Source organism: Peptostreptococcaceae bacterium, from assembly GCA_016649995.1.
Lineage (GTDB): Bacteria > Bacillota > Clostridia > Peptostreptococcales > BM714 > BM714.
Window position 1 is genome coordinate 25,873 of sequence record JAENWJ010000002.1, and the last position, 23,254, is coordinate 49,126.

Below are 23,254 nucleotides of genomic sequence, written 5' to 3' on the forward strand. Positions count from 1 at the left end.
TAATCAAAAATAAAAACCGAGATAACTCGGTTAAAACCCAATTCGCGAGAATCTAAAACGGGCAGTTTAATAGAATCCTCTTTGTAATTTTAAAACTTTTCCAATTTAATGTCAAGCTTATTGGCCAATGCTCGCAAAATGATATTCCAACGATTTACTTATGGCATCTGCAGAAAATCCCTTCCTGTAAAGGTATTGCTTGGCCTTTATGGAATCAATGCTTACAGCGCCTGTACCATATCTCTTTTTAAGCAGCGCAAATGCTCTGTAGCCTTCTTTTTCACGCACCTTCATCTCTATCATTGTTGCTTCTACCAACGCTGCATCAAGACCTTTTTTTATTGATTTCATTTTTATTACATATGTAGACTGGCTTTTGCCAATCAGCTCATCTATATAGTCGTGAGCATACATTTTATCGTCAATCATACCAAAATCGACCATCTTCAATAATGTGACACCGACAACATCCTCGGGTACACGAATTTTTATTAAATGATTCTCAACCTCTTTTTCTGTTCTTCTCTTGAATCCTATGTATTTTAATGCACGATCAAGTGAATATGCCTCCGTAAATTCTTTTAATTCTTTTTCTTTTTCTTCATTGATTGCGCAATCACTCTCCACGCCATTTTCCCTAATCCATGCAATATCGCATAAATATGTTGTATCCTCATCCGTAGTCAATCTGCGGACTCTTTTGTTTATTTCCTCAACTCCTATAACATTCATGCACTCCGCCCCTTTCTCAAAAAAGGTCGAAACCTCACGCAAAAAACATGCGGATGTTTCGACCTTTGCAATTTCCATATTCTTTACTATTTATTCTTTTTTGCTTTTATTTTGCCCTTCATCCGTTTTCGGTTCCTTTGTAAGCCCGTAATAATCCCTTACTTTTTTCTCTATTTCTAAAAATTTTTCTGGATTCTCTATCATATACAGTTTTGAGTTTTCCCTTCCCTGTCCTATTCTTTCATCTCCATAGCTGTACCATGATCCCGATTTCTTTATTAGCTCCGCATTGACTCCGCAATCCAGAACACTTCCATGCCGGGATACTCCAAGTCCATACATAATATCAAATTCCGCTATTTTAAAAGGCGAAGCCACTTTATTCTTCGCTATTTTTATTTTTGTACGGTTTCCTACGATCTGATCGCCCTGCTTTATACTTCCTATCCTTCTTATATCAATCCTCACCGATGCGTAAAATTTAAGAGCCCTTCCTCCTGTCGTAGTTTCAGGATTCCCGAACATTACTCCTATTTTTTCCCTTAGCTGATTAATGAACACAACCGATGTCCTCGACCTGCTTATTATTGCAGTCAGTTTTCTCATTGCCTGAGACATAAGCCTAGCCTGCAGACCCATGTGGCTATCTCCCATTTCGCCTGTCAGCTCTGCTTTTGGAACAAGCGCAGCAACAGAGTCAATAACTATTATATCAATTGCACCGCTTCGTACCAGAGCCTCCACTATATCAAGCGCCTGTTCTCCTGTATCCGGCTGAGAAAGAATCAGATTGTCAATGTCAACTCCCAAATGCCCGGCATAAACAGGATCCAATGCATGCTCTACATCTATGAAGGCCGCATTGCCGCCATTCTTTTGGGATTCCGCTATCATATGAAGCGATACCGTTGTCTTTCCGGAAGATTCCGGTCCGTATACCTCGATTATTCGACCCTTTGGAATTCCTCCGATGCCCAAGGCAATGTCCAGCTCCAAGATTCCAGTCGGAATTGATTCAACATTGGCTCTGGCTCCATCGTCTCCAAGCCGCATAATTGAACCCTTGCCGAATTGTTTTTCTATTTGTATCAATACTGCATCAAGCGCCTTCTTCTTTTCGTCCATATTGTTCCAGTGCGAAACTGGATTCACCCACCTTTCATATCGAACGTTTGTTCTTTTTTTTGATTATATCCCATATATTCCTATTAATCAACCTTTTTTAAAATTTGGTATAATTTTTTCATTATGTTTCTGACAGTGTAGGCCCTTATCCTTTGTCTATCTCCACGAACATTGTAGGTTTCAATCTCTAGTTTCCCATTTACAAGAAAAGCCGCATGGACAAGACCTACGGGTTTTTCATCTGTTCCGCCTTCAGGTCCGGCGACACCGGTTACAGATATGCATACATCGCTTTTTCCTTCTTCATAAAGGCCCCTTGCCATGGCTTCGGCAGTTTGGATGCTCACTGCTCCGAATTCATTCAATATTTTTTTGCCTACGCGAACCCGTTTTTCCTTTGAACTGTTGTTATAGGTTATAAATCCCTCTTCAAAAACATCTGAAGCTCCCGGCACATCTACAAAATTCGATGCGAGCAATCCTCCCGTGCAAGATTCCACAGTAGAAATCTTCCAGTTTTTTTCTTTCAAGAGGTCTATTACCATTTCATTCCATTCTCTGTCTTCTTCCGAATAAATATATTGGCCCAAACGCCTTTTTATCTCTCTTATCGTCGGTTCCAGCGCTTTTTCCGCCGACTCTCTGTTTCTTTGTTTGGTAGCAACCCTTATTGCTACATCACCCGGCTTCGCATATGTTGCAATCGTCGGGTCTTCCTGTGATTCAATCAAATCCATCAATTCGGTCTCTACCTTTGACTCTCCTATACCGGAAAGCCTAAGCACTCTCGAATGGATACATACATCCGACTTTTTTGAAAAATAATCGTTGAGATGAGCATTGAACATTGCTTTCATTTCAAATGGAGGACCCGGTAAACATATTACAGCCTTTTTCCCTTCGTCCGTTTCCAAAATAAATCCCGGAGCCGAGCCCATGTCATTCTTAAGGATTCTGCTTCCCTCCGGAAAAAATGTCTGCCTATAATTGTTTTCTGTTATTTGATCAATGGATCTTCCGTATCGTTTCATTATATTTTCCATCTGCTTTACTGCTTCAGGGTTTTGCTTAAGCTCCCTTTTGAAAACAGACGATACAGCTTCTTTCGTCATGTCGTCCTTTGTAGGTCCAAGCCCTCCGGTCATTATAATTACATCAACCTTTTCCGAAAGAATGCCCAGTACGCTTTGCAATCTTTTATGATTGTCCCCAACGACAATTTGATAATATACGTTGATTCCAAATTTCTTCATCTGCTCCGACAAGTATGCCGCATTTGTATTTACTATTTCTCCCATCAACAATTCAGTTCCCACATTTAAAATCGCTGCATCCATGAGGCTCCCCTTTTTTAAGATATGACTTTTCTATTTTTGACAATGTAGTCCACCGCAGACATAATTGTAAATCCTACAGATATCCAAAGCGCAACATCGGCAACCGCATTATTGGTTAACGTTAATAATATTATTGCAACTATTTGTGTATTTGTCTTGATTTTGCCCCAAATGCTGGCTGCTATGACCGATCCCTTTGATGCTGCCAGTGATCTGAAAGACGTTATCAAAAACTCTCTCGCCAGAATGATTACTACCGGCCATACGGTGATTCTCCCAAGCTGTACCATGCCTATAAGCGCAGATGCTACGAGTATCTTGTCCGCCATAGGATCCATCAGCTTTCCGAAATCTGACACCAAGTCATATTTCCTAGCCAAATACCCATCAAGAAAATCTGTCACCGAAGCTATTGCGAAAATCAATGCCGCAATTAATCTTGAGTTTTCTATTCCTGACAAAAGCACCCATATGAATATCGGCACCATCAAAATCCTTGTCAAAGTTATCTTATTCGGCAGATTCATCGTCAATCACCCCAATCAAATCATATTCCAGCGCATCGATTATCCTCACATTCACAAAGTCTCCTGCAGCAAGATCTCTATCTGTATTGACATAGACCAATCCATCTACTTCCGGAGCGTCATACTGTGTTCTTCCTAAGTAAACAGCTTCATTTTCGACTTTTTCATCTATCATTGTTCTGAAGGTTTTCCCTATCTTTTTTTGATTTGCCTCACTTGAAATATCGCATTGAAGCATCATTATTCGGGCATTCCTATCTGCCTTTGTCTGCGAATCTATTTGAAAATCCAAGCTTGCGGCAGGCGTTCCTTCTTCCGGCGAATACTCAAATACACCCAACTTGTCGAATTTGTTTTTTTCAACGAATCCAATCAGTTTTTCAAATGCATCCGTGCTCTCTCCCGGAAAGCCTACCATGATGGTCGTCCTAATTGACATGTCAGGAACAGACTTCCTAATCATTGCCAGAACCCTTTCTATATCGCTTTCCGAGGTATGGCGGTTCATTTTTCTTAGTACGTCGTCATGGCAATGCTGAATCGGCATATCAAGATAATTACATATTTTATCATGTTTACCTATTGTATCGATAAGTTTCTCATCCAATACATCCGGATAAGCATACAATACTCTTATCCACTCTATGCCGCGCACTTCTACAAGCGCTTCAAGCAAATCAACCAGCTTGAACTCGCCGTATATGTCTATTCCATATTTAGTGGTATCCTGCGCAATCAGAATTATTTCCTTTACGCCCCTATCGGCCAAGTCTTGGGCTTCTGACAATATATCTTCGATTCGTCTGCTCTTGTATCTTCCCTTGAACGCCGGTATTGTGCAGTATGTGCACCTGTTGTCGCAACCTTCTGAAATCTTTACATATGCATAATGGCTCGGATTTAAAATTACCCTCTCTTTTTCGCAATATTCAACGTATCTGTCTATGTCCCCCACCCTCACAATTCTCTTTCCGTTTTTTTCGTGATCGGACAGAATTTCGGGCAATTCCAAGAATCTTGCAACTCCAACTATTATATCTATTTCAGGGATTTCTCTTTCAATTTCTTTTGCAAATCTTTCAGAAAGACATCCTGCTGCAATAAGCGTCTGACCGCTCGTTTTGATTGATCCATACTCCAATATCATGTTGATTGATTCTTCCATTGCATCGGCTATGAAACCGCATGTGTTAACTATTATATAATCGGCATCATTGAAATCCTTCGTCATCTCGAATCCAACTTTTATCAATCTGCCCGCCATAAATTCCGAATCAACTTGGTTTTTCGAGCATCCAAGCGTTTCTATAAAAAATCTTTTATTTTTCTTTCCAAAACCTGCTTGATTTATATTACTCATAATTGTTTTCCAAATCTCCCTCATTTATAAGTACGTTTCTTGGTTTTTTGCCGTCGCTTTTACTTACTATTCCTCTTTTTTCCATTTCATCTATCATTCGAGCCGCGCGGTTATATCCTATCCTGTATCTCCTTTGCAGCATAGATATGGATATTTGCTCCATTGCGGCAACCGTTTCAATAACCTCTGGCAATAGTTCATCCGTATCGTCAACATTGTCTTTTGCAAAAGTCTCGGTGGGTATCTCTTCATATTCAACCTCGCCGACTTGTGATTTTATGTAACCCAGCACTCTTTTGGTTTCGATTTCTGACACAAATACTCCTTGTATCCTTCTCGGTTTGGACTGTCCAACAGGATAATGAAGCATGTCTCCCTTCCCCAGCAGTTTTTCCGCTCCCCCCATGTCCAGAATCGTTCGGGAATCAATCTGCGATGAAACCGCAAAGGCAATTCTCGACGGTATATTTGCTTTGATTATTCCGGTTATTACATCCACAGACGGTCGCTGAGTTGCAACAATCAGATGAATTCCGGCAGCTCTCGCCATTTGCGCTATTCTACATATTGCATCCTCAACCTGGCTCGGCGCAACCATCATTAAATCCGAGAGTTCGTCGATTATCACAACTATTTGATACATGTTCTCGTTTTCCTGACTTTTGTTGTAGCTTTTTATATCTCTGACATTGTTTTCAGCAAATATCTTGTATCTTTCATTCATCTCACGCACTATCCAGTTTAGAGCCGCCGCCGATTTCTGCGGATCTGTTACAACAGGCATGATGAGATGCGGAATGCCATTATATTGATTTAATTCGACAACCTTAGGGTCTATCATCAGAAATTTCACTTCATCCGGCCTTTTTGAAAACAACAAGCTTGTTATCAGCGCGTTTACGCATACGCTTTTGCCTGACCCCGTGGCTCCTGCAATCAACAAATGAGGCATTTCCGTAAGATCCGATACTATTGGATTTCCCGATATGTCTTTCCCTAGTGCAAAGTTCAATCCGCTTTTTTTCTCTTTAAAAACACTGCTTTCAATGATTTCACGAAGGCATACCAAGGAGTTCCCATCATTTGGAACCTCAATGCCAACAGCCGCCTTGCCGGGGATAGGCGCTTCAATCCGTATGTTCCTTGCCGCAAGATTCAGTGCTATGTCATCGGATAGCGAAACAATGCGGCTTACTTTGACCCCAGGTTTAGGTTGAATCTCGTATCTCGTGATTGTCGGCCCTCTGCTGACTTGAATTACTTTCGCATCTACTCCAAAATCGTCAAGTATTTGCTCGAGTTTTTTGGCTTTCTTTAAAACTGATTTCTTGTCCATTCCTTTCCCAGCTTCAGGTGATGGGTCAAGCAACTCCAAGCCTGGCAATCTGTACTTCAAATAGCTTTCCTGAACGCCCGTTTTTGCTATTTCGCTATTGGTTTTTAGCAATTCATGGATTTCATCATTTTGGACTTTTGTTTTTGACTCGCGTTGTATCTCGGACTTCTCCTCTTTTTTAGATTCTTTGCCCGAGTTTTTTCGTTCACTATACTCTTTTGCATAATCTATTACCTTTATTGATGTTTGCTTTCCTGTTTCTTCCTCTTTTTCCTTTACTGCTTCCTTCTTGACGCTTTCTTTTTTCTTTCTACGCTCTTTAAATTGTGATTCCTCTTTGGTAAATATTTTTAAAAACAACTTCATCAGCACTTCAAGAGCCCATTTCAATCCTCTTGCAGCCGCTTTTACTATTTCCATAATCGATTTATCAAATATGATTGCAGCGCCTATCAATACAAGTATCGCTATCAATAGCAGGCTTCCATATGTTCCAAGCAGCTTCACCGACATAGAATATATCATCCGATTAACCACTCCCGGGGCCTCGCCTGATACTCCGCTGCCGTAGTAGCTTGCAATTTCTTTCGCGTCAAAGCTCTTTGGGATGCTGCCCATAATTCCATGCAAAACTGACCCTGAAATAATAAAACACGCTAACGCAACAAAGCTTCTAAACGCGCGGTTCTTGTCAAGCATCTGCAAGGCTGCTGTCAAAATCAAGACGAATGCCATATATGCGGCATTTCCGTTAAACAATCCTCCAAAAACATTCTTTAACCATTCACCTAAAATGCCTGCAGAATCCGTGTAAAGGCTCAGTAAAAGCATTATTCCAGCCGCAAGCATGGCAAATGGCAAAATCAAATGTTTTTTGGCATTCTTTTGTTTCGTACTAACCTTCTGTTTTTTTCTATTTTTAACAGTATTCAAATTAATCACCTTTTTCAAAAAAATAAAGTGGCATTAACTATAAACGCCAGTATTTATTATATCACAAATCACATTTCTCCATATGAAAATCTCCATCGCAAATCAATACGGCTTCGCCTTTCATATACAATGAATTCTCGCTAATCCGTATTGACAACCTTCCTCCCGGAACCTTAACATCGACTTTTTCGCCTACATATCCAAAAATATGAGCCAGGTATGCGCAGGCGCATACACCTGTTCCGCACGACAGTGTCTTGCCTGCACCGCGTTCCCATGTTTCAACTGCAATCTCGCTTTCAGAAAGCACTTTTACAAAATTCACATTTGTTCCTTCAGGAAAGACTTTTTTTAGTTTTTCAATCTCGCATCCCCACTTTTCAACGCCATGGGGCTCATCAAGCACTTCAAAAACAACGGTATGGGGTACACCCATTCGCACAGCGCTCACTTCTATTTTCCCAAACTGTGTTTCGATTTCTTCATTAAAGAACTTTTCACTGCGGCCCCCAATAGCCGGCACGCTGCAAGCATCCGAAATAGGATTCCCCATTTCAACTTCTACCAAGCATTTTTCTTCTACGGCAACCTTATAGACACCTGCATCGGTTTCAATTGTAAATTCAGTATTCTCAACTTTCCCTTTTTCATATACATATCTCGCGAAGCATCTTATACCGTTTCCGCACATCTCCGCTTTCGTTCCATCCGAATTATAGTACTGCATCTTTATATCAGCAACATCTGAGTCCATGTAAAACATGAATCCATCCGCTCCTACGCCAAAATGGCGGTGGCAAATTATCTTTGAAAGTTCTGCTGCGTCAGAGCTTTCACTTGTCACCGCATCTTTCCCCGTAATAATGAAATCGTTTCCCGTTCCATGCATTTTTGAAAATTTCACTTTGCACTCTCCCTGTATCCTTTTCTATATTATAGCAAATTTTAATGCAAGAAATTATCAAATTTGTTTTAGCCTTTAAAAATGATATACTTGACCATATCAAAAAGAAGGGGTGATTTTATGCCATTTGACGGATACGTTGCGCGCTCTCTTAAATGCGAGTTGAATACGATTTTGTGTGAAACCAGAATCGATAAAATATACCAACCGAACAAATTTCAAATAATGCTTCGATTGAAAAAAGGCCGCGAAACTCATAAGCTGTTAATTTCAGCAAATTCCAGTCTACCCTATGTTGCAATGACCGGCATGGATAAAACGAATCCAAGTGCTCCTCCTCTCTTCTGCATGGTGCTCAGAAAGCATCTTCTCGGCGGAATATTGAATGCAGTCGTTCAGCACGACAACGACAGGATACTCTTTTTCGATTTCAACACACGAGACGAATTGAAATTTGCTGAAAGCAAACGCCTGGTAGTGGAGCTTATGGGAAAACACAGCAACATCATTCTTGTCGATTCGGAAGGAATAATAATCGACAGCATCAGACGGATTCCATCTAGCATAAGCCGTCAGCGTCAAGTCCTTCCCGGGCTTGCATATGCCTTGCCTCCTGATCAGGGTAAAATTAATTTCGATGAATGTCCTCTAGAGGATTTTCATAAAATAGTGTGCTCCAATAAGGCACAAATTTTCAAGGTAATCTATACTAATTTCAAGGGAGTAAGTCCGATATTGGCAAAGGAGTTCTGTGCGCGATCCGGCATTGATCCACAATTGGAGTCATCCATCTTTAACATGGATGACTCCATCAGGCTATGGAAGACAATTTCTTCTTTTGGAAAATCAATTGATAACGGAATAGAAAAGCCTACCGTTTTTATGGAAAAAAGCTTTCCAAAAGACTTTCATGCAAGCAATCTTACAATATATCCTAATAGTATCTACGAACGCGAAGGCTTTGATTCAATGTCCGAAGCAGTAGACAGATATTACATTGACAAGAACAATAGCATGGCCCTTAACGCTAAATCATCCAATTTAAACAAACTCGTTAAATCAAAACTTTCTCACTCTCTAAGCAAACTGCAGAAGCTTCAGGAAGAATACACACAATCTCTTGATTATGAAAAATATAAGGTTTCTGGAGATATTCTGCTATCCAACATCCATAGAGTAAGGCAAGGAATGGAATCTATCGAATTAGAAAATTTCTACGAAAACTATGAGCCCATTGAAATATCTCTTGATAAAAGGCAAAGTCCTTCAAAAAACGCACAAAAGTATTTCAAAAAATACAACAAATACAAGAATGCAAAATTGCAGGTGCACAAACAAATACTCATCACAAAATCCGAAATCGATTATTTGGAAAATGTTCTTGTAAACCTCGAAAATTCATACGAGATTGAAAACATAACGGCTATCCGCGAAGAGCTATCAAAGGAAGGCTATTTAAGCAAAGGTTTCATTCAAGACAAAAAACTTGCAAAAGGGAAAGTCGTAGAAAAGTTTAACAAGACATATATGTCCTTCACAACCAGAAATGGCAAAAATATCATGGCAGGAAAAAACAGCACTCAAAACGAACGTGTCACTTTCAAGGTATCAAAATCAGATGATTTCTGGTTCCATGCAAAGGGCATGCCAGGTTCGCATGTTGTGCTGGTAAATGATGGTTTGCTTCAGGAAAAGGACTTTGTTGATGCGGCAAATGTGGCAGCCTATTTCAGCAAGGCACGACTTTCATCCAATGTTCCCGTAGACTATACTCAGGTTCGCAATGTCAAGAAAATAAAGGGAGCCGCCCCCGGCCTTGTGACAATCAAGCTTCATAAGTCAATTTATGTCACCCCTATCGAAAATGAACTAAAAAAGATGAAGGCTCAGGATTAATCCCTAGCTTTCATCTTTTTTATAAGCTCTTTCATGTCTTCTGCCATAGGACATGTGAAAGTAACATCTCTTTTTTCTACAGGATGGAAGAATGTTAAGCTCTTCGCATGTAATGCCTGCCTTTCAAACGCATGTTTCTGTTTTTTATATCCATACGAGGAATCCCCAATAATAGGGTGTCCTATATACGCCATATGTACCCTTATCTGATGTGTTCTTCCAGTCTCCAGTTTGCATTTTAGCAGCGTTGCACCTTCAAATCTGCGCAATACTTCAAAATGGGTAATAGACGGTTTGCCTTTTTCTACAACGGCCATTTTTAGCCGATTTGACGGATCTCTGCCTATTGGCGCATCAATGGTTCCCGATTTTTCACTGACCTTTCCTTCCACTAACGCATAATAAATTCTAGATATGCCATGTTCCTTCAATTGCTTCGCAAGATTTCTATGCACCATGTCATTTTTTGCCACAACCAAAAGACCCGTAGTGTCCTTGTCTATCCTATGAACTATTCCCGGCCTAATTACACCATTTATTGAAGAAAGTGTATCTGAGTGATATAATAGCGCATTTACAATCGTTCCGTTGTAATTTCCCGGTGCCGGGTGAACGACCATCCCTTTACTCTTGTTAATTACAAGAAGCCATTCGTCTTCATAGACAATATCAAGCGGTATATCTTCTGCCTCCACCTGCAATTTCTCGGGCTCAGGAATCGTAAGTTCCAATACGACCCCAGCCTTTAACCTATGGTTTTTTTTGAGTGTTTTTTCACCATTTTGTATGACATTTCCCTCTGAAATCAATTTTTGTATATAATTTCTTGAAAATTCTTCCAGGTTTTCATTGAGATAAGTATCCAGCCTGCGCCCTTCTCCGTTCGCTTCTACAACCATCCTTATCATTTCCATATTACGCCATTTCCATTTTTTTTATCAGTTCAATAACAACTCGGCTCGATTCGTGGGCATGCTCTTTGACAAATTCGCTAAAATTTTCTGTTGCCGAATTGTCCGCATTGTCCGAAATTGTCCTAATTATTACAAACGGTTTTTTGTTGACATGACACACATGTGCAATGGCAGCGCCCTCCATTTCCGCGCATAAGCCGCCAAAGGTTTTATTCAAATATATTCGTTTTTTTGCATCTGCGACAAAAACATCTCCTGAAACGATTCTTCCCACATGCACCCTCTTTTTTTCTTTAATCACTCCTGCAGCCAATTCAATCAGTTTTGGATCTGCTACGAAAATCGATTTGTCCATTCTGGGAATAACCCCCAATTCATATCCAAAGCCCGTCGCATCCATATCATGCTCAAGCAATTCATTTGATACAACAATATCCCCTATCTCTAAGGATTCGTCCAATGCTCCCGCCAGACCTGTATTTATTATGCCTTCAACTTGAAACTTTGTTATAAGTATCTGAGCACAAAGGGCAGCATTGACTTTTCCTATTCCACTCATCACGAGTACAACCTCTGTATCATGCACAATGCCGATGTAGAAAACCATTCCTGCATAGCTTTTCATCTCTTCAATTTTCATAGCCTCCATGATGCACTGTATTTCTTCTATCATGGCTCCAATAACACCTATCTTCATTTCAAATTGTCCTCCCGGTTTTCCAAAAACAACCCACCATAAGGAGGGTTGTTTAAATCTAATAATCCAGCATTCAAGTCACTCGGATATGTCATCCATTGACTTGTTCAGTAATTCTATCTGCGACTTTAAAAGGTTTCTATATCTTTCATTAAAGATCATAACCTGCTTCTTAGAATTGTCAAATTCTCCCTTTATACGCATTACTTCTCCGTTTGCCTTCTCGATTATTCTTTTTGCCTCTTCCTCAGCCTTACTGTTAATAAATTCGGCTTCCTTGACGGAATTGTTCCTTAACGTTTCCGCTGTTTCGCTAGCCAATATCAACGTGTCATTCAATGTCTTTTCCATGTTCTTATAAGTTTCCAACTGCTCTTCGAGCAATATGATTCGCTCCTTATGGTCCTTATTCTCTTTGTATATGATTTCATAGTCTTTGAAAACATCATCGATGAATTTGTCAACTTCATTCGTCTGATAACCTCTCATTGCTTTTCCAAATTCAACGGCTTGAATTTCCAACGGATTAATCATTTTCCCACCCCTGTCATACATATTTTTTTATTTCAACAACTATGTTTCCTTTTTTGGTCGTGCCCTTCATTTTGCCTATTCGGATTTTACCATGTTTTCTGTAAGATACCAGATCCGATTCCATCAAGGAATGATTCGCAGTGTCCAAAATGAAATCGTTCAACTTTACTTTACCCTTTTCAATATCATTTTTGACATCCTTCCTGCCTTGCGCGAATATCTTTGATAAAATCAAATCAACCCTCATAGATGCCGCAACAAGTTCAATCTCTTTTATCAAGCTCTTAGGGAAATCAATCTCTCCGCAGAATCGCGAAACAGACGATTCAAGCTTTGACTTTCCAATCCTGCTTATATTCATCATTATGAAATCCGCCATATCCTCTGACACAACAACATACACGGTTGACCCTCTTATACCAATATCGCCAATAAGTGATCTTTGCACTCCAAGCGAAAGCATAGCTCCCAAGACATCCCTGTGCCCCACAACATCGTTTAGGCTCAATTCCAAGACTATCAGCCCCCACTCTGAAACCGAAGTGTTTCCTGGACCTAAGAAGACCATCCTTCCCCTTTCGGCATCGGGATATCCTCCTTCAAATCTCATATTCACATCATTTTCACACATTGAACAAATCAACTCTCGAATCAGATTATATTGACCTCTTCCAATGAATCCGCTCATATCAACGCTGCGGCCTCTAGAAACCGATTCGTATGCTGAAACCACTTTCAAAATCTCGAAAGTATCATCTTTAGAATGACGTAAATGGCTTTGCCTATTTAAAAATGATTCAATATCTCTTTTACTTGGCATCTTAGAGTATGCTTATAAGCAAGCGGCTTACCATGTCAAGCGTCAGGATAGCAAAAATGGGAGAAAAATCAACCGTGCTTCCGCCAATGCCCATCTTAAATAAAAGGTTCCTAAAAGGCGAAAGAATCGGCTCTGTCAGGTTATACAGCATTTTAAAAATCGGGTTGGAATAATCCCGTGCAAACCAAGATAGTATAATCCTTGCAATAATAAGAAAATTCACTACTTCTACAAATTTATAAATCGACTCTTTTATAATCCACATATGTTCCTCCATAGTATTCTACTTTTGCCAAGGGAAAATCCCTTTTTCATCTGTTTCTCTTTTAAAGTCTCCTTGTATCTCTACATTTTTGGGAGCAATGATAAAAATGCCCTTTGAAATTTTTTGTATCTTTCCCTCTAAAGCATATACTGCTCCGTTAAGGAAATCGAATATTTTTTTTGCCAATTCATATTCTAGCTCTTCCAGATTAATTACAACCGGCTTGTTGTTCTTTAAATTATCCACTATGCCCGGCACCTCTTCAAAATCTTTAGGTTCATGAACAATTACACGCATCTGCTGGTTAGTATGTATGTTCAAAATCTTATTCCCTCTAATTTTGGTGTCTGGCTGCTCTATGCTTTGTTCTGAAAAAATTTCATCCTCTTCCATCTCATCCACTTCATCATCTTCAATGTCGTCAATTCCCATGAAAAACTTGATTTTATCAATTACGCTCATTTTAGCTCCTCCTATTTTAGGTAATTCCTTTCACCGAAAATACCTGTGCCTATTCTGACTATATTCGCGCCTTCTTCAATGGCTGTAAGATAATCGTGAGTCATGCCCATTGACAGGTATACCATTTGTTTTTTATGGCCTTCACTTTTCATTTTCTCAAACAAATCGTTCATCTTCTTGAAGTAGGGTCTAACTTTTTCGTTGTTGTCAAAATGTGGAGCAATTGCCATCAACCCGCAAATTCTAAGGTTCTTCAAACTACCGGCTTCATCAAGAAACGATTCAGTCTCATCGTAATCTATTCCATATTTGCTTTCTTCATTGCCAATATTGATTTGAATCAGACAATCCATCGTTGTGCCCGCTTTTTCAGCCCTCTTATTAATTTCTCTCGCAAGTTTAATACTGTCGACTGAATGAATCATTTCCACCTTGTCAATTATATATTTCACTTTGTTTGTTTGCAGGTGTCCAATCATATGCCACTGGGCACTCTTATCGATTTTATCATACTTGTTCATTATCTCCTGAACTTTGTTTTCACCAAGAGCAGAGATTCCAAAGCTTATTGCTTCGCTAATCCTTTCAACTCCAATAGTTTTTGTCACAGCAACCAATTGTATTTCGGATCTCGCGATATTTTTCGCTTCACAAGCATCGGCAATATTCTTTTCTATTTCATCCAGATTTTTTTCTATCCCCATATCACCCTCCTATTCGCTAATGTCAACAATTATTTCATCATAGACTTTCACAGTGTTTACAGACTCCTCATTTCCCTCTTCATCCTTCCTGTAAAATACACCATCACTTACAACCGCCCATTCACTGTTCGCTCCCTTGACTCCCACCGGTTTAAAAACGGCCTTGCCATTAAGGTCTTTTATCAATACTCCTATTTCATCTTCTTGGTAAACAAGTGCATTCGCCGGCACAATCAAACCAACAATGTTTTTATTTATGATATGCATTCTTGTCATTCGTGTTCCAAACAAAGCACTTGCCTGTTCATTTATCCTTAGAATCACAAAACAATTTCCTATTTCACTGTTTGTTTCAATTACCGCGGCATCGACATCCTCGTCTTCAAAAACAATCTTTACTCTTGCGCCCTCTTTAAAACGATCAATATTTCGGAGGTCGGTATATACATAAACATACCAAACAGAATTATCGACAATTTTAAGGATAGGAACCTCAGTATCTGTTTTTTTTACCTTTATGCTTGTTGAATCTATGTTTTCCCCATAAACCTTTCCCATATCCAACATTCTCACGCTTTTCCTATTCAGGATTTCTTCGTACCCATCAACCTTGAACGAAATAATTCCAGACATCGGCGAATAAGTACCGCTGTAGCGTTCTACGGGTTCCTCAGAAAACTCTTTTTTTCCGGTTTGCATTATTTTTTCATCGATTGCGTGTTCTATAAGAGTTATACCTTCATATATTCCATTTGCCGATAAACGCCGTATATCTTGCACCTGTTTCTGTACATCAAGCGTATCGTATGAAACTCTCATATATTCTCCCGCCGTCTTTATATCAAGAAACGGGGTATCTTCCTTACTATTTTCATTAACCTCTGCCGGTCCGATTTCATAGAGCTTATATCCTTTTCTTACCTTGTCGCCTTCGTTCACCTTGTAATTTACCTCTCCCGATTTCTCAGAAAACACTAAAGTCTCATCTCTTAGTATAAGGCAATCATATTCATTTTCCTGCACTATACTTCCGTATTCCACGATATACGGTTCTTCGGCGCTTCCGAAACTGCCAAGCAACCCCAATATATTATAGCAGAAGAATAATATTATTATCAGGAAAATGCCGTATTCAAATAATTGGTTCTTTGTTTTGCTTTTTCTCATGGCAATCCCCTATAAAATAAATATAAGGCTACTAAGTAGCCTTATGTAATTTTACCATATCTCGATACGATTTTTAATTTTTTTATATGTATAACTCTAAATTCCATCAAAATATCCCGCAACAGAAACAATCAACAACAAAACTGCCGTTCCCAACGTATATTCCAGTACCTGCATTTACATCCCTTCTCTACCATAGAATTCTTTAAATACATTTATGGCATAAAAATCTGCAACTTTCAATATTGTTTGTTAGTTTATTGTCAATTGATTTTCATGGTCGACTCCATCTCATGTTTTTTCAATCGTGTCATAAGATTGTTTACAGATTCTTTTACATCATGATCCTCATAAAGGACACTATAAAGTTCATCAACTATAGGCATATTCACCGAATGTTTTTTAGCCAATTCAAATGCAGATTTCGTTGTGTAGATTCCCTCTACTACCATCCCAATTTTCTTTACAGCATCATCCGTTTTCATGCCCTCGCCTAACAATATGCCGCATCTCCTGTTTCGGCTATGCATGCTCGTGCATGTTACAATCAAATCACCTATTCCGGTAAGCCCCGTAAATGTATCGACATTCGCATTCATGGCTTGTCCCAAACGGGCGATTTCAACTATGCCTCTCGTCATCAAAGCGGCTTTTGCGTTGTCTCCATATCCCAATCCGTCGCTTATGCCAGCTCCCAGAGCAATAACATTTTTTAGCGATGCTCCAATCTCAACTCCACAAACATCCGTATTGGTATAAACTCTAAGTCTCTCGGTTATAAACAAATCCTGAATCAATTCAGCCAATTCCAAGTTTTCAGACGCAGCCACCAGTGTTGTCGGCATCCCTCTTGATACCTCTTCTGCATGGGAAGGTCCGCTAAGCGCTGCAAAAGGATTTTTCGAAAAAAACTCGTTCACTACCTCTGACATTCTCTTTAATGTACCTATTTCAATTCCCTTTGAAACATTAACAATGATTTTGTCTCCCATCAATTCCGGTTTAATTCTTTCCAGTGTGCTTCTTAAACCCTGTGATGCAACAGCTAAAATGACAATTTCCGCCATATGCAAGCATTTTTCTATGTCATTGGTAAAAATAATTTCTTTGTCTATCTTTATGCCTGGCAGGGAAAATTTATTTTCCCTGGTTTCTTTTATTTGCTCTATGTGCTCCAAGCTCCTGTCCCATACAACAACCTCATGTCCTTTACCATTTAAAGTTATTGCAATCGCCGTTCCCCAGCTGCCGGAACCCAAAATCGCAATTTTCTTTTTCATAAAAACCTCCTTGTCGGCTTTTTAAATTTCTTTTATTTTTTCTTTCACCTCGAAAACTATTGGCGTACCATCAAATCCGTATGCACCTCTTACCTTGTTTTCAAGATACCTAACGTACGAAAAATGCGCCAAATCCCTTTTGTTGACAAAGAGCACGAATTTTGGAGGCCTCACTGAAACTTGTGTCATGTAATAAATCTTAAGACGCTTTCCTTTGTCCGAAGGAGGTTGATTTAGCAAGACAGCTTCGTTCAATAAATCGTTCAGCGCACCGGTAGAAACTCTTTTGCTATATTCGCTATGCACAAAATCAATGCGTTCAATCAGCTTTTCAGTTCTTTTTCCTGTCTTTGCCGAAATAAATATAATTGGAGCATAAGACAAATAAGCCATCTCATTTCTGATGATTTTGACAAATTCATCATATGTCTTGTTGCCCTTCTCTATTGCATCCCATTTATTCACCACAATAACCATTGCGCGTCCAGCTTCATGAGCATAACCGGCGATGCGTTTATCCTGTTCCGATATTCCTTCCTCTGCATCAAGAACAAGAAAACATACATCAGCCCTTTCTATTGCGCTTAAGGACCGTATTACGCTATACTTTTCAACATTTTCATGTATTCTGCCTCTTCTTCTTATTCCAGCCGTATCAATCAGTATATATTTTTTTCCGTTTTGTTCAAATGGCGTATCTATTGCATCTCTTGTCGTTCCGGATATGTGGCTTACTATTACTCGTTCTTCACCCAGTATTCTGTTTATTATCGATGATTTTCCAACATTCGGTTTTCCTATTAGGGCTACCTTAACAACATCCTCTTCCTCCGCATAACCGGCTGATTCAGGAAAATGCCCTACTACATCGTCTAGCAGGTCTCCCAGATTCAAGCCGTTTGCAGATGAAATTGCCATAGGAGTTCCAATACCCAATGTATATGCATCGAGTACCGTATCATTTATGGATGTTATTTTGTCTACCTTGTTGACTACAAGCAATACAGGCTTTCTTGTTTTTCTAAGCATATCGGCGATATATTCATCTGTTGAAGTCAGCCCTTCTCTTCCGTCAAGCATGAATAAAATCACATCAGCTGTTTCTATAGCCAATTCTGCCTGCTTTTTCATATTGTCCATTATGATATTTTCGCCTACAATCTCAATGCCTCCTGTATCAATCATAATGAATTTGTGATTAAGCCATTCCGCTTCAATGTATATCCTGTCTCTGGTTATTCCAGGCTTATCCTCGACAATAGACACTCTTCTTCCTGCAATTTTATTAAAAAATGTAGATTTTCCAACATTAGGTCTTCCAACAATAGCTAGTATTGGTTTCGTCATATAATCAACTCCGATTCTTCAATTTAACAATCTTATCAACCAACATAAATCCGTCAACTTCAACCGGAATTATTTCTTTCATGAATCTTTTACCTATTTCATCGATATCCATGTCGTCAACAGTCAACTTTGTACCTTCCTTTATCATCACACCCGGAATCAGCACTATTTTTTCTTCAATTTCAGCAAGTTTTTTTGTCAAATCCATTCCACTTACAAGGCCTGAAACCGTAATGCTTTTTCCGAAAAAATCGTTTTCGACTTTTGCAACTTCTATGGACAGACCCCCCATTTTTACCTCAAGAATATCTGCAATTCTTCTTATGAAGACGTATGAAAGCTCCCCTGTAACCATTGCTATTTTTAAACCTTCCATTGACACCGACCCGATTTTTCCCAACGCATCATGTATCTGTCTTTCAAATTTTCTTACCATACCTACCCCATCTTCGATCTGCAGAAAGCCATCGTATTCGTCATAGGAAGGAAAATCCATCTCCGCTACTATATAGAATTCATCGGACAGATGCACATACGCCTTGCCATAGAGTTTCTTGAATTCCTTACGCTTCTTTTCAACAAGCGCAATTACTTCCCGAGCCTTTGATTTGTCTACTCTTTCCAATTTGTAAAGATTTTCTCTAAACTTGGTTATGCCTACAGGGACAATAGCCAAGCTCTGCAAATCGGGGAAAAAAATCTCCAAATCGTTCAATGTATTCTCAAGCACTTTTCCGTCATTTAGACCGGGGCAAAGCACTATTTGCCCATTAATAGGGATATGATGGTCGGCAAGAACTTTGATTTGCTTCATTATCTCCCCTGCATGTTTGTTTCCCATCATGCGAATTCTCGCTTCAGGGTCAGTCGCATGTACCGAAACATTGATTGGCGATATGTGAAACTTAATTATTCTATCTATATCTTTTTTATCAAGATTCGTAAAAGTGGCAAAATTTCCATGCAAGGCTGAAAGTCTGTAATCATCATCCTTTACATACAATGAGGATCTCATGCCTGATGGCATTTGATCCACAAAGCAGAACAAACATTTATTATGGCAACGTAATATGTTATCAATGGTCGGAGAAACAAAAACCAACCCAAGATCTTCATCATATTCCTTGTCTATTTCTATCTCCCACAATTCTCCACTAGGTTTATCTACTTCCACAAGAAGATATTCATCATTCGTCAGATATATATAATCCAATATATCCGTGATTTTAGAACCGTTTACGCTTACCAGCCGATCTCCCTTTTCAATACCAGCTTCTTCTCCTATGCTTCCCTCTTTAACATACTCTACCATGCCATCGCGAATCGCATCGCATTTTCCCATTCTTATGCATCCTTTTCGTTTAAAATTTTCTTCAATTCATCCATGAAGGTATTAATATCCTTGAATTGTCTGTAGACAGACGCAAAGCGGACATAGGCAACTTCATCGGTATCTTTCAAATACTGCATTACCAATTCTCCGATATGCACCGATTCTATTTCCTTTTCCAAAGAACTTTGCAATTCCTTTTCCAATTCATCAACAATGTGTTCAATTGTTTGCAGCGAAACAGGTCTTTTTTCGCAAGCCTTTATGATTCCATTCCTTATTTTATCGCGATTGAAAGATTCCCTGCTCATGTCTTTCTTAACAACAACAAGTGGGATTTCCTCAATTTTTTCATAGGTCGTGAACCTTCTTTTGCATTCGAGGCATTCACGCCTTCTCCTAATTGAATTCCCTTCGTCTGTCGGTCTAGAATCAATCACTTTTGTTTCACTATTGCTGCAAAATGGACAATTCATGAACTACCTCCTTTCAACTATAAAGAACTACAACGCATTTCTTTTCGACCGCAAAAATGTCGGAATATCCAATACCTCAAATCCATCATCATTTGATTTTGAAAAACCCTCTTCAACGATTTCAATCTGGCATTCCTCTATTTCATCGTCGCATTCTTCATTCTCGGAATCTGTTTCTTCCAATGCAACAGTTCTCACTTTCACTTCTTCTTGGGGCTCTTCTTTTTTTAATGTCTCAGTAGCAACCCCTATATATTTGTCAAATCCTGTAGCAATGACAGTTATTCTAATCTCGTCTTTCATATCGTCGTCTATTACAGCCCCGAAAATTATATTTGCATCAGGATCCGCCGCTTCTGAAACCAATTCGGCTGCTTCATTTATCTCAAATAAGCCCAAATCGGCTCCCCCGGTTATGTTAAGCAATACTCCTTTTGAACCATTGATAGTCGTTTCCAGCAAAGGGCTTTGAATAGCCATCCTCGCTGCTTCCTTCGCCCTATCTTCTCCGCTTGCTTTGCCTATGCCCATGTGTGCCAATCCTTGTTCATGCATGATTGTTTTAACATCAGCAAAATCAAGGTTTACCAGTCCGGGTATCGATATCAAATCGGAAATGCCTTGAACGCCTTGCCTCAATACATCATCCGCCACTTGAAACGCCTGCATTATGGACGCTTTCTTCCCTACAACCTGAAGCAAACGGTCATTCGGTATAGTAACAAGCGTATCTACTGTTTCACTCAATCTTTCTATTCCGGCTTCGGCATGCTGCTTTCTTACTTTACCTTCAAATCCGAAAGGCTTAGTAACGACTCCAACCGTCAGAATTCCCATTTCCTTAGCAATTGCAGCAACAATCGGCGCTGCTCCAGTTCCTGTTCCGCCACCCATTCCTGCAGTTACAAACACCATATCTGCACCATTCAATGCCTGCGCTATTTCATCACGGCTTTCTTCGGCAGATTTTTTGCCAATCTCAGGGTTTGCTCCGGCTCCAAGACCTTGAGTGATTTTTTCTCCTATCTGTATTTTGAATTCCGCCTTGGAAGAGAAAAGCGACTGTTTATCTGTATTTATGGCAATAAATTGCACGCCTTTTAAGTTCGCATCAATCATTCGATTAACGGCATTGTTTCCGCCACCACCAACTCCAACAACTTTTATTTGTGCAAATCGCTCAATATCGGTATCAAATTCCAACATTTAGTACCCCCCTTATCAACTATTTATCACTTGCAAATCCACGCTTATTTATTATTGATTGTAACACAAAACACTTCATATAGCTCTCATTCTCTTAATTTTGATATGAAGTACCTCCTGATAAAGGCAAAATTTTCAAATAGCCTGACACCAAAAGCTACAATCGCCGCATAATACAGGGGAACACCCAATTGATCCCCAATATACGCCAGCATACCTGCAAGAAAGGCATTCCCGAAAAACCCCGTTGTGAAAATAAGCGTATCAAATTTATTTTCCAGGTTTGCGCGTACAGCTCCAAATATAGAATCAAAAGCAGCTATTATGGAAATCGAAAGATACAGTGAGTATTGAGCCGGAAATGTTACAGGTAAATAAAAACCAATTCCTAATCCGACTATTATTCCAACCAAAGCAACAATCATGGTTTATCATTCCTTTCAACTACTTTCATATAATTGTAATCCAACGGCTCTTCATAAGATGGTATACCTATACTTACACTAGTATTTGCTTCTACGAAAAGACCTACCTGCTTTAATAGATTTCCATAGGTCCCCGGTGCCTTTATTGCAGCCTGCAGATAATCGGAATTGCCAATCGCCTTAATAATATAGGGCTGCGAATAAACCTGGTCATTTATCTTTATTGTTGGACCGGCGCAATTGATTTCACTTACGGAAATTATTCTTTGTCCGTTAAGCGAAATTGCTTCCGCTCCAGCAATTTTCAAATCATTTACTATGTTCAATACATCTATGTCATGGACAAGCAAATTGTTTGGATCCTCTCCTTCAATCAGTTCCCTTTCTCCGTCACTAAGCAGCACGAGCACACCTGGCCCCTCAAGCCCCAATAACCCTGCAACAGCCTTATATTCATCTGCTTCTTGCTCTAGCAATGATTGAACATTTCCTTTGGCCTGCTCATCCTTGATATTCTTAATTTTCTCTTTTGTTTCTACTAGAAGGTTTCCTAAGGATTTTATCTCCACTTGCTCTATTTCAATCACTCTTTTGTAATCGTTTATTAGCTTGAAAGGTATTATCTTATACTCGCTTGATGCATTGCTCAACAAAAGAGCCGTAAACAACCCTACTATGCATGCCATAATAAAGATATAAAATTTGTTGCTCATTTTCATAAGCCACCGTTTCATATCATTCCACCGGCTCGGCATATCTGAATTTTATTACATCCTTGTATTTTTCAATCACTATGTTTTCAAATTTCTTTATGCCCACTTGCAACTTATAATTTTCGCGCATTTCCCACACGATTCCATATCTTATATTCAACGAAGCCTCAAGCGTGTCAGAATTTCCTATTGCCTTTATCGCAAAAGGCGGAGCTGTAGGCACATTGTTTATATTCAAATTGTTTCCGGCAAGATGTATTTCGGTCATTGCTATTATTCTTTGGTTATTAACCGACACAGCTTCAGCACCTGCAGCATTGAGTATATTGAGCATAGAGAGAATCAAATCGTAATTGTACATAATTACACTCCCGTTCTCTCTGGAGTATTCAATATTCTCCAACGGATCTTCAATTATAACTTGTATACCTTCTCCCTCTACATCTTCAAGTCCGGCAACAACCCTAAACTTCAATATGTCGTCATTCAGGCTCTTTATTACAGCGCTTTCTTTTGATTCAGATTCTTTGATGGTTCGCAGTTCAGATTCGTAGTATTCAAGCTGTTCCTGCAATGTTTCTTTTTCAGCTATTGTATTGCTCAATTCATTCTCAAGCTGTATAGCCCTTTGGCTTGGGAAAAGACCTTCTAGATAACTGCTGTTTACTGCTTTGTATTGAATTGAAAAAACCATGCCAAGCACAATGCTTATAAAGCCTATTGTTATTTTTGTTTTTACGTCAAATCTTTTCATACAACCACTC

24 protein-coding genes are annotated in these 23,254 nt (G+C 39.3%); 1 reads left to right on the forward strand and 23 read right to left on the reverse strand.

Annotation, left to right across the window (positions count from 1 at the left end; all coding sequences use genetic code 11):
- Window positions 1–117: 117 nt before the first annotated feature.
- The 7 genes from JJE29_00840 to JJE29_00870 all read right to left on the reverse strand — a co-directional run bounded on the left by JJE29_00840 (window position 118) and on the right by JJE29_00870 (window position 8,254).
- Window positions 118–732, reverse strand: a complete 615-nt coding sequence (locus tag JJE29_00840; protein ID MBK5251183.1) for a RecX family transcriptional regulator — start codon at window positions 730–732, stop codon at window positions 118–120.
- Between the two features lie 90 nt (window positions 733–822).
- A complete protein-coding gene (recA, locus tag JJE29_00845; GenBank protein MBK5251184.1) occupies window positions 823–1,857 on the reverse strand; it encodes a recombinase RecA in 1,035 nt (344 codons plus the stop codon).
- A gap of 83 nt (window positions 1,858–1,940) precedes the next feature.
- Complete coding sequence (locus tag JJE29_00850) at window positions 1,941–3,194, reverse strand: competence/damage-inducible protein A (protein ID MBK5251185.1); 1,254 nt, start codon at window positions 3,192–3,194, stop codon at window positions 1,941–1,943.
- A 14-nt stretch (window positions 3,195–3,208) separates the two neighbouring features.
- A complete protein-coding gene (gene pgsA, locus JJE29_00855; GenBank protein ID MBK5251186.1) occupies window positions 3,209–3,721 on the reverse strand; it encodes a CDP-diacylglycerol--glycerol-3-phosphate 3-phosphatidyltransferase in 513 nt (170 codons plus the stop codon).
- Window positions 3,705–5,081: a 30S ribosomal protein S12 methylthiotransferase RimO gene (gene rimO, locus JJE29_00860; GenBank protein MBK5251187.1), complete on the reverse strand. Its 1,377-nt coding sequence runs from the start codon at window positions 5,079–5,081 to the stop codon at window positions 3,705–3,707. The genes pgsA and rimO overlap by 17 nt, the downstream gene beginning before the upstream one ends.
- A complete protein-coding gene (locus JJE29_00865; protein ID MBK5251188.1) occupies window positions 5,074–7,266 on the reverse strand; it encodes a DNA translocase FtsK 4TM domain-containing protein in 2,193 nt (730 codons plus the stop codon). The genes rimO and JJE29_00865 overlap by 8 nt, the downstream gene beginning before the upstream one ends.
- 145 nt (window positions 7,267–7,411) lie before the next feature.
- Window positions 7,412–8,254: a diaminopimelate epimerase gene (locus JJE29_00870; protein MBK5251189.1), complete on the reverse strand. Its 843-nt coding sequence runs from the start codon at window positions 8,252–8,254 to the stop codon at window positions 7,412–7,414.
- A 120-nt stretch (window positions 8,255–8,374) separates the two neighbouring features.
- Here JJE29_00870 and JJE29_00875 point away from each other — a divergent pair, with 120 nt between their 5' ends.
- Window positions 8,375–10,150 carry an NFACT family protein gene (locus tag JJE29_00875; GenBank protein ID MBK5251190.1) on the forward strand — a complete coding sequence of 592 codons (1,776 nt, stop codon included), beginning with the start codon at window positions 8,375–8,377 and terminating at the stop codon, window positions 10,148–10,150.
- On the opposite strand, the gene JJE29_00880 is transcribed toward JJE29_00875, so the two are convergent.
- The 16 genes from JJE29_00880 to JJE29_00955 form a co-directional block, all read right to left on the reverse strand.
- The gene (locus JJE29_00880) at window positions 10,147–11,064 is read right to left on the reverse strand and encodes an RluA family pseudouridine synthase (GenBank protein ID MBK5251191.1); all 918 of its coding nucleotides are present in this window, start codon (window positions 11,062–11,064) and stop codon (window positions 10,147–10,149) included. The two genes, JJE29_00875 and JJE29_00880, sit on opposite strands and share 4 nt — an antisense overlap.
- A gap of 1 nt (window position 11,065) precedes the next feature.
- Window positions 11,066–11,761, reverse strand: coding sequence for a 5'-methylthioadenosine/adenosylhomocysteine nucleosidase (locus tag JJE29_00885; GenBank protein ID MBK5251192.1), 696 nt, complete (start codon window positions 11,759–11,761; stop codon window positions 11,066–11,068).
- A 78-nt stretch (window positions 11,762–11,839) separates the two neighbouring features.
- Entirely contained in the window at window positions 11,840–12,295 is a 456-nt protein-coding gene (locus JJE29_00890; GenBank protein MBK5251193.1) for a DivIVA domain-containing protein, read from the reverse strand.
- A 13-nt stretch (window positions 12,296–12,308) separates the two neighbouring features.
- Window positions 12,309–13,115: a hypothetical protein gene (locus JJE29_00895; GenBank protein MBK5251194.1), complete on the reverse strand. Its 807-nt coding sequence runs from the start codon at window positions 13,113–13,115 to the stop codon at window positions 12,309–12,311.
- Between the two features lies 1 nt (window position 13,116).
- Entirely contained in the window at window positions 13,117–13,380 is a 264-nt protein-coding gene (locus JJE29_00900; protein MBK5251195.1) for a YggT family protein, read from the reverse strand.
- A gap of 18 nt (window positions 13,381–13,398) precedes the next feature.
- Window positions 13,399–13,842, reverse strand: a complete 444-nt coding sequence (locus JJE29_00905) for a cell division protein SepF (protein ID MBK5251196.1) — start codon at window positions 13,840–13,842, stop codon at window positions 13,399–13,401.
- 11 nt (window positions 13,843–13,853) lie between these two features.
- Window positions 13,854–14,546 carry a YggS family pyridoxal phosphate-dependent enzyme gene (locus JJE29_00910; protein ID MBK5251197.1) on the reverse strand — a complete coding sequence of 231 codons (693 nt, stop codon included), beginning with the start codon at window positions 14,544–14,546 and terminating at the stop codon, window positions 13,854–13,856.
- 9 nt (window positions 14,547–14,555) lie between these two features.
- Window positions 14,556–15,713, reverse strand: coding sequence for a hypothetical protein (locus tag JJE29_00915; GenBank protein MBK5251198.1), 1,158 nt, complete (start codon window positions 15,711–15,713; stop codon window positions 14,556–14,558).
- A gap of 263 nt (window positions 15,714–15,976) precedes the next feature.
- A complete protein-coding gene (locus tag JJE29_00920) occupies window positions 15,977–16,993 on the reverse strand; it encodes an NAD(P)H-dependent glycerol-3-phosphate dehydrogenase (GenBank protein MBK5251199.1) in 1,017 nt (338 codons plus the stop codon).
- 21 nt (window positions 16,994–17,014) lie between these two features.
- Window positions 17,015–18,340, reverse strand: a complete 1,326-nt coding sequence (gene der, locus JJE29_00925; protein ID MBK5251200.1) for a ribosome biogenesis GTPase Der — start codon at window positions 18,338–18,340, stop codon at window positions 17,015–17,017.
- 4 nt (window positions 18,341–18,344) lie between these two features.
- Complete coding sequence (locus tag JJE29_00930; protein ID MBK5251201.1) at window positions 18,345–19,682, reverse strand: DUF512 domain-containing protein; 1,338 nt, start codon at window positions 19,680–19,682, stop codon at window positions 18,345–18,347.
- A 2-nt stretch (window positions 19,683–19,684) separates the two neighbouring features.
- The gene (gene nrdR, locus JJE29_00935) at window positions 19,685–20,146 is read right to left on the reverse strand and encodes a transcriptional regulator NrdR (protein ID MBK5251202.1); all 462 of its coding nucleotides are present in this window, start codon (window positions 20,144–20,146) and stop codon (window positions 19,685–19,687) included.
- A 27-nt stretch (window positions 20,147–20,173) separates the two neighbouring features.
- Window positions 20,174–21,352, reverse strand: coding sequence for a cell division protein FtsZ (gene ftsZ, locus JJE29_00940; GenBank protein MBK5251203.1), 1,179 nt, complete (start codon window positions 21,350–21,352; stop codon window positions 20,174–20,176).
- Window positions 21,353–21,438: 86 nt separating this feature from the next.
- Window positions 21,439–21,777, reverse strand: coding sequence for a small basic family protein (locus JJE29_00945; GenBank protein ID MBK5251204.1), 339 nt, complete (start codon window positions 21,775–21,777; stop codon window positions 21,439–21,441).
- Entirely contained in the window at window positions 21,774–22,511 is a 738-nt protein-coding gene (locus JJE29_00950) for a DUF881 domain-containing protein (GenBank protein ID MBK5251205.1), read from the reverse strand. The genes JJE29_00945 and JJE29_00950 overlap by 4 nt, the downstream gene beginning before the upstream one ends.
- 1 nt (window position 22,512) lies before the next feature.
- Window positions 22,513–23,244 carry a DUF881 domain-containing protein gene (locus JJE29_00955; protein ID MBK5251206.1) on the reverse strand — a complete coding sequence of 244 codons (732 nt, stop codon included), beginning with the start codon at window positions 23,242–23,244 and terminating at the stop codon, window positions 22,513–22,515.
- Window positions 23,245–23,254: the final 10 nt, after the last annotated feature.

What these genes read in the sequence shown, in the direction of transcription:
- JJE29_00840 (MBK5251183.1), bottom strand. Translation starts at nt 732, where the DNA reads ATGAATGTTATAGGAGTTGAGGAAATAAACAAAAGAGTCCGCAGATTG.
- recA (MBK5251184.1), bottom strand. Translation starts at nt 1,857, where the DNA reads ATGGACGAAAAGAAGAAGGCGCTTGATGCAGTATTGATACAAATAGAA.
- JJE29_00850 (MBK5251185.1), bottom strand. Translation starts at nt 3,194, where the DNA reads ATGGATGCAGCGATTTTAAATGTGGGAACTGAATTGTTGATGGGAGAA.
- pgsA (MBK5251186.1), bottom strand. Translation starts at nt 3,721, where the DNA reads ATGAATCTGCCGAATAAGATAACTTTGACAAGGATTTTGATGGTGCCG.
- rimO (MBK5251187.1), bottom strand. Translation starts at nt 5,081, where the DNA reads ATGAGTAATATAAATCAAGCAGGTTTTGGAAAGAAAAATAAAAGATTT.
- JJE29_00865 (MBK5251188.1), bottom strand. Translation starts at nt 7,266, where the DNA reads ATGCTTGCGGCTGGAATAATGCTTTTACTGAGCCTTTACACGGATTCT.
- JJE29_00875 (MBK5251190.1), top strand. Translation starts at nt 8,375, where the DNA reads ATGCCATTTGACGGATACGTTGCGCGCTCTCTTAAATGCGAGTTGAAT.
- JJE29_00880 (MBK5251191.1), bottom strand. Translation starts at nt 11,064, where the DNA reads ATGGAAATGATAAGGATGGTTGTAGAAGCGAACGGAGAAGGGCGCAGG.
- JJE29_00885 (MBK5251192.1), bottom strand. Translation starts at nt 11,761, where the DNA reads ATGAAGATAGGTGTTATTGGAGCCATGATAGAAGAAATACAGTGCATC.
- JJE29_00890 (MBK5251193.1), bottom strand. Translation starts at nt 12,295, where the DNA reads ATGATTAATCCGTTGGAAATTCAAGCCGTTGAATTTGGAAAAGCAATG.
- JJE29_00895 (MBK5251194.1), bottom strand. Translation starts at nt 13,115, where the DNA reads ATGCCAAGTAAAAGAGATATTGAATCATTTTTAAATAGGCAAAGCCAT.
- JJE29_00900 (MBK5251195.1), bottom strand. Translation starts at nt 13,380, where the DNA reads ATGTGGATTATAAAAGAGTCGATTTATAAATTTGTAGAAGTAGTGAAT.
- JJE29_00905 (MBK5251196.1), bottom strand. Translation starts at nt 13,842, where the DNA reads ATGAGCGTAATTGATAAAATCAAGTTTTTCATGGGAATTGACGACATT.
- JJE29_00910 (MBK5251197.1), bottom strand. Translation starts at nt 14,546, where the DNA reads ATGGGGATAGAAAAAAATCTGGATGAAATAGAAAAGAATATTGCCGAT.
- JJE29_00915 (MBK5251198.1), bottom strand. Translation starts at nt 15,713, where the DNA reads ATGAGAAAAAGCAAAACAAAGAACCAATTATTTGAATACGGCATTTTC.
- JJE29_00920 (MBK5251199.1), bottom strand. Translation starts at nt 16,993, where the DNA reads ATGAAAAAGAAAATTGCGATTTTGGGTTCCGGCAGCTGGGGAACGGCG.
- der (MBK5251200.1), bottom strand. Translation starts at nt 18,340, where the DNA reads ATGACGAAACCAATACTAGCTATTGTTGGAAGACCTAATGTTGGAAAA.
- JJE29_00930 (MBK5251201.1), bottom strand. Translation starts at nt 19,682, where the DNA reads ATGGGAAAATGCGATGCGATTCGCGATGGCATGGTAGAGTATGTTAAA.
- nrdR (MBK5251202.1), bottom strand. Translation starts at nt 20,146, where the DNA reads ATGAATTGTCCATTTTGCAGCAATAGTGAAACAAAAGTGATTGATTCT.
- ftsZ (MBK5251203.1), bottom strand. Translation starts at nt 21,352, where the DNA reads ATGTTGGAATTTGATACCGATATTGAGCGATTTGCACAAATAAAAGTT.
- JJE29_00945 (MBK5251204.1), bottom strand. Translation starts at nt 21,777, where the DNA reads ATGATTGTTGCTTTGGTTGGAATAATAGTCGGATTAGGAATTGGTTTT.
- JJE29_00950 (MBK5251205.1), bottom strand. Translation starts at nt 22,511, where the DNA reads ATGAAACGGTGGCTTATGAAAATGAGCAACAAATTTTATATCTTTATT.
- JJE29_00955 (MBK5251206.1), bottom strand. Translation starts at nt 23,244, where the DNA reads ATGAAAAGATTTGACGTAAAAACAAAAATAACAATAGGCTTTATAAGC.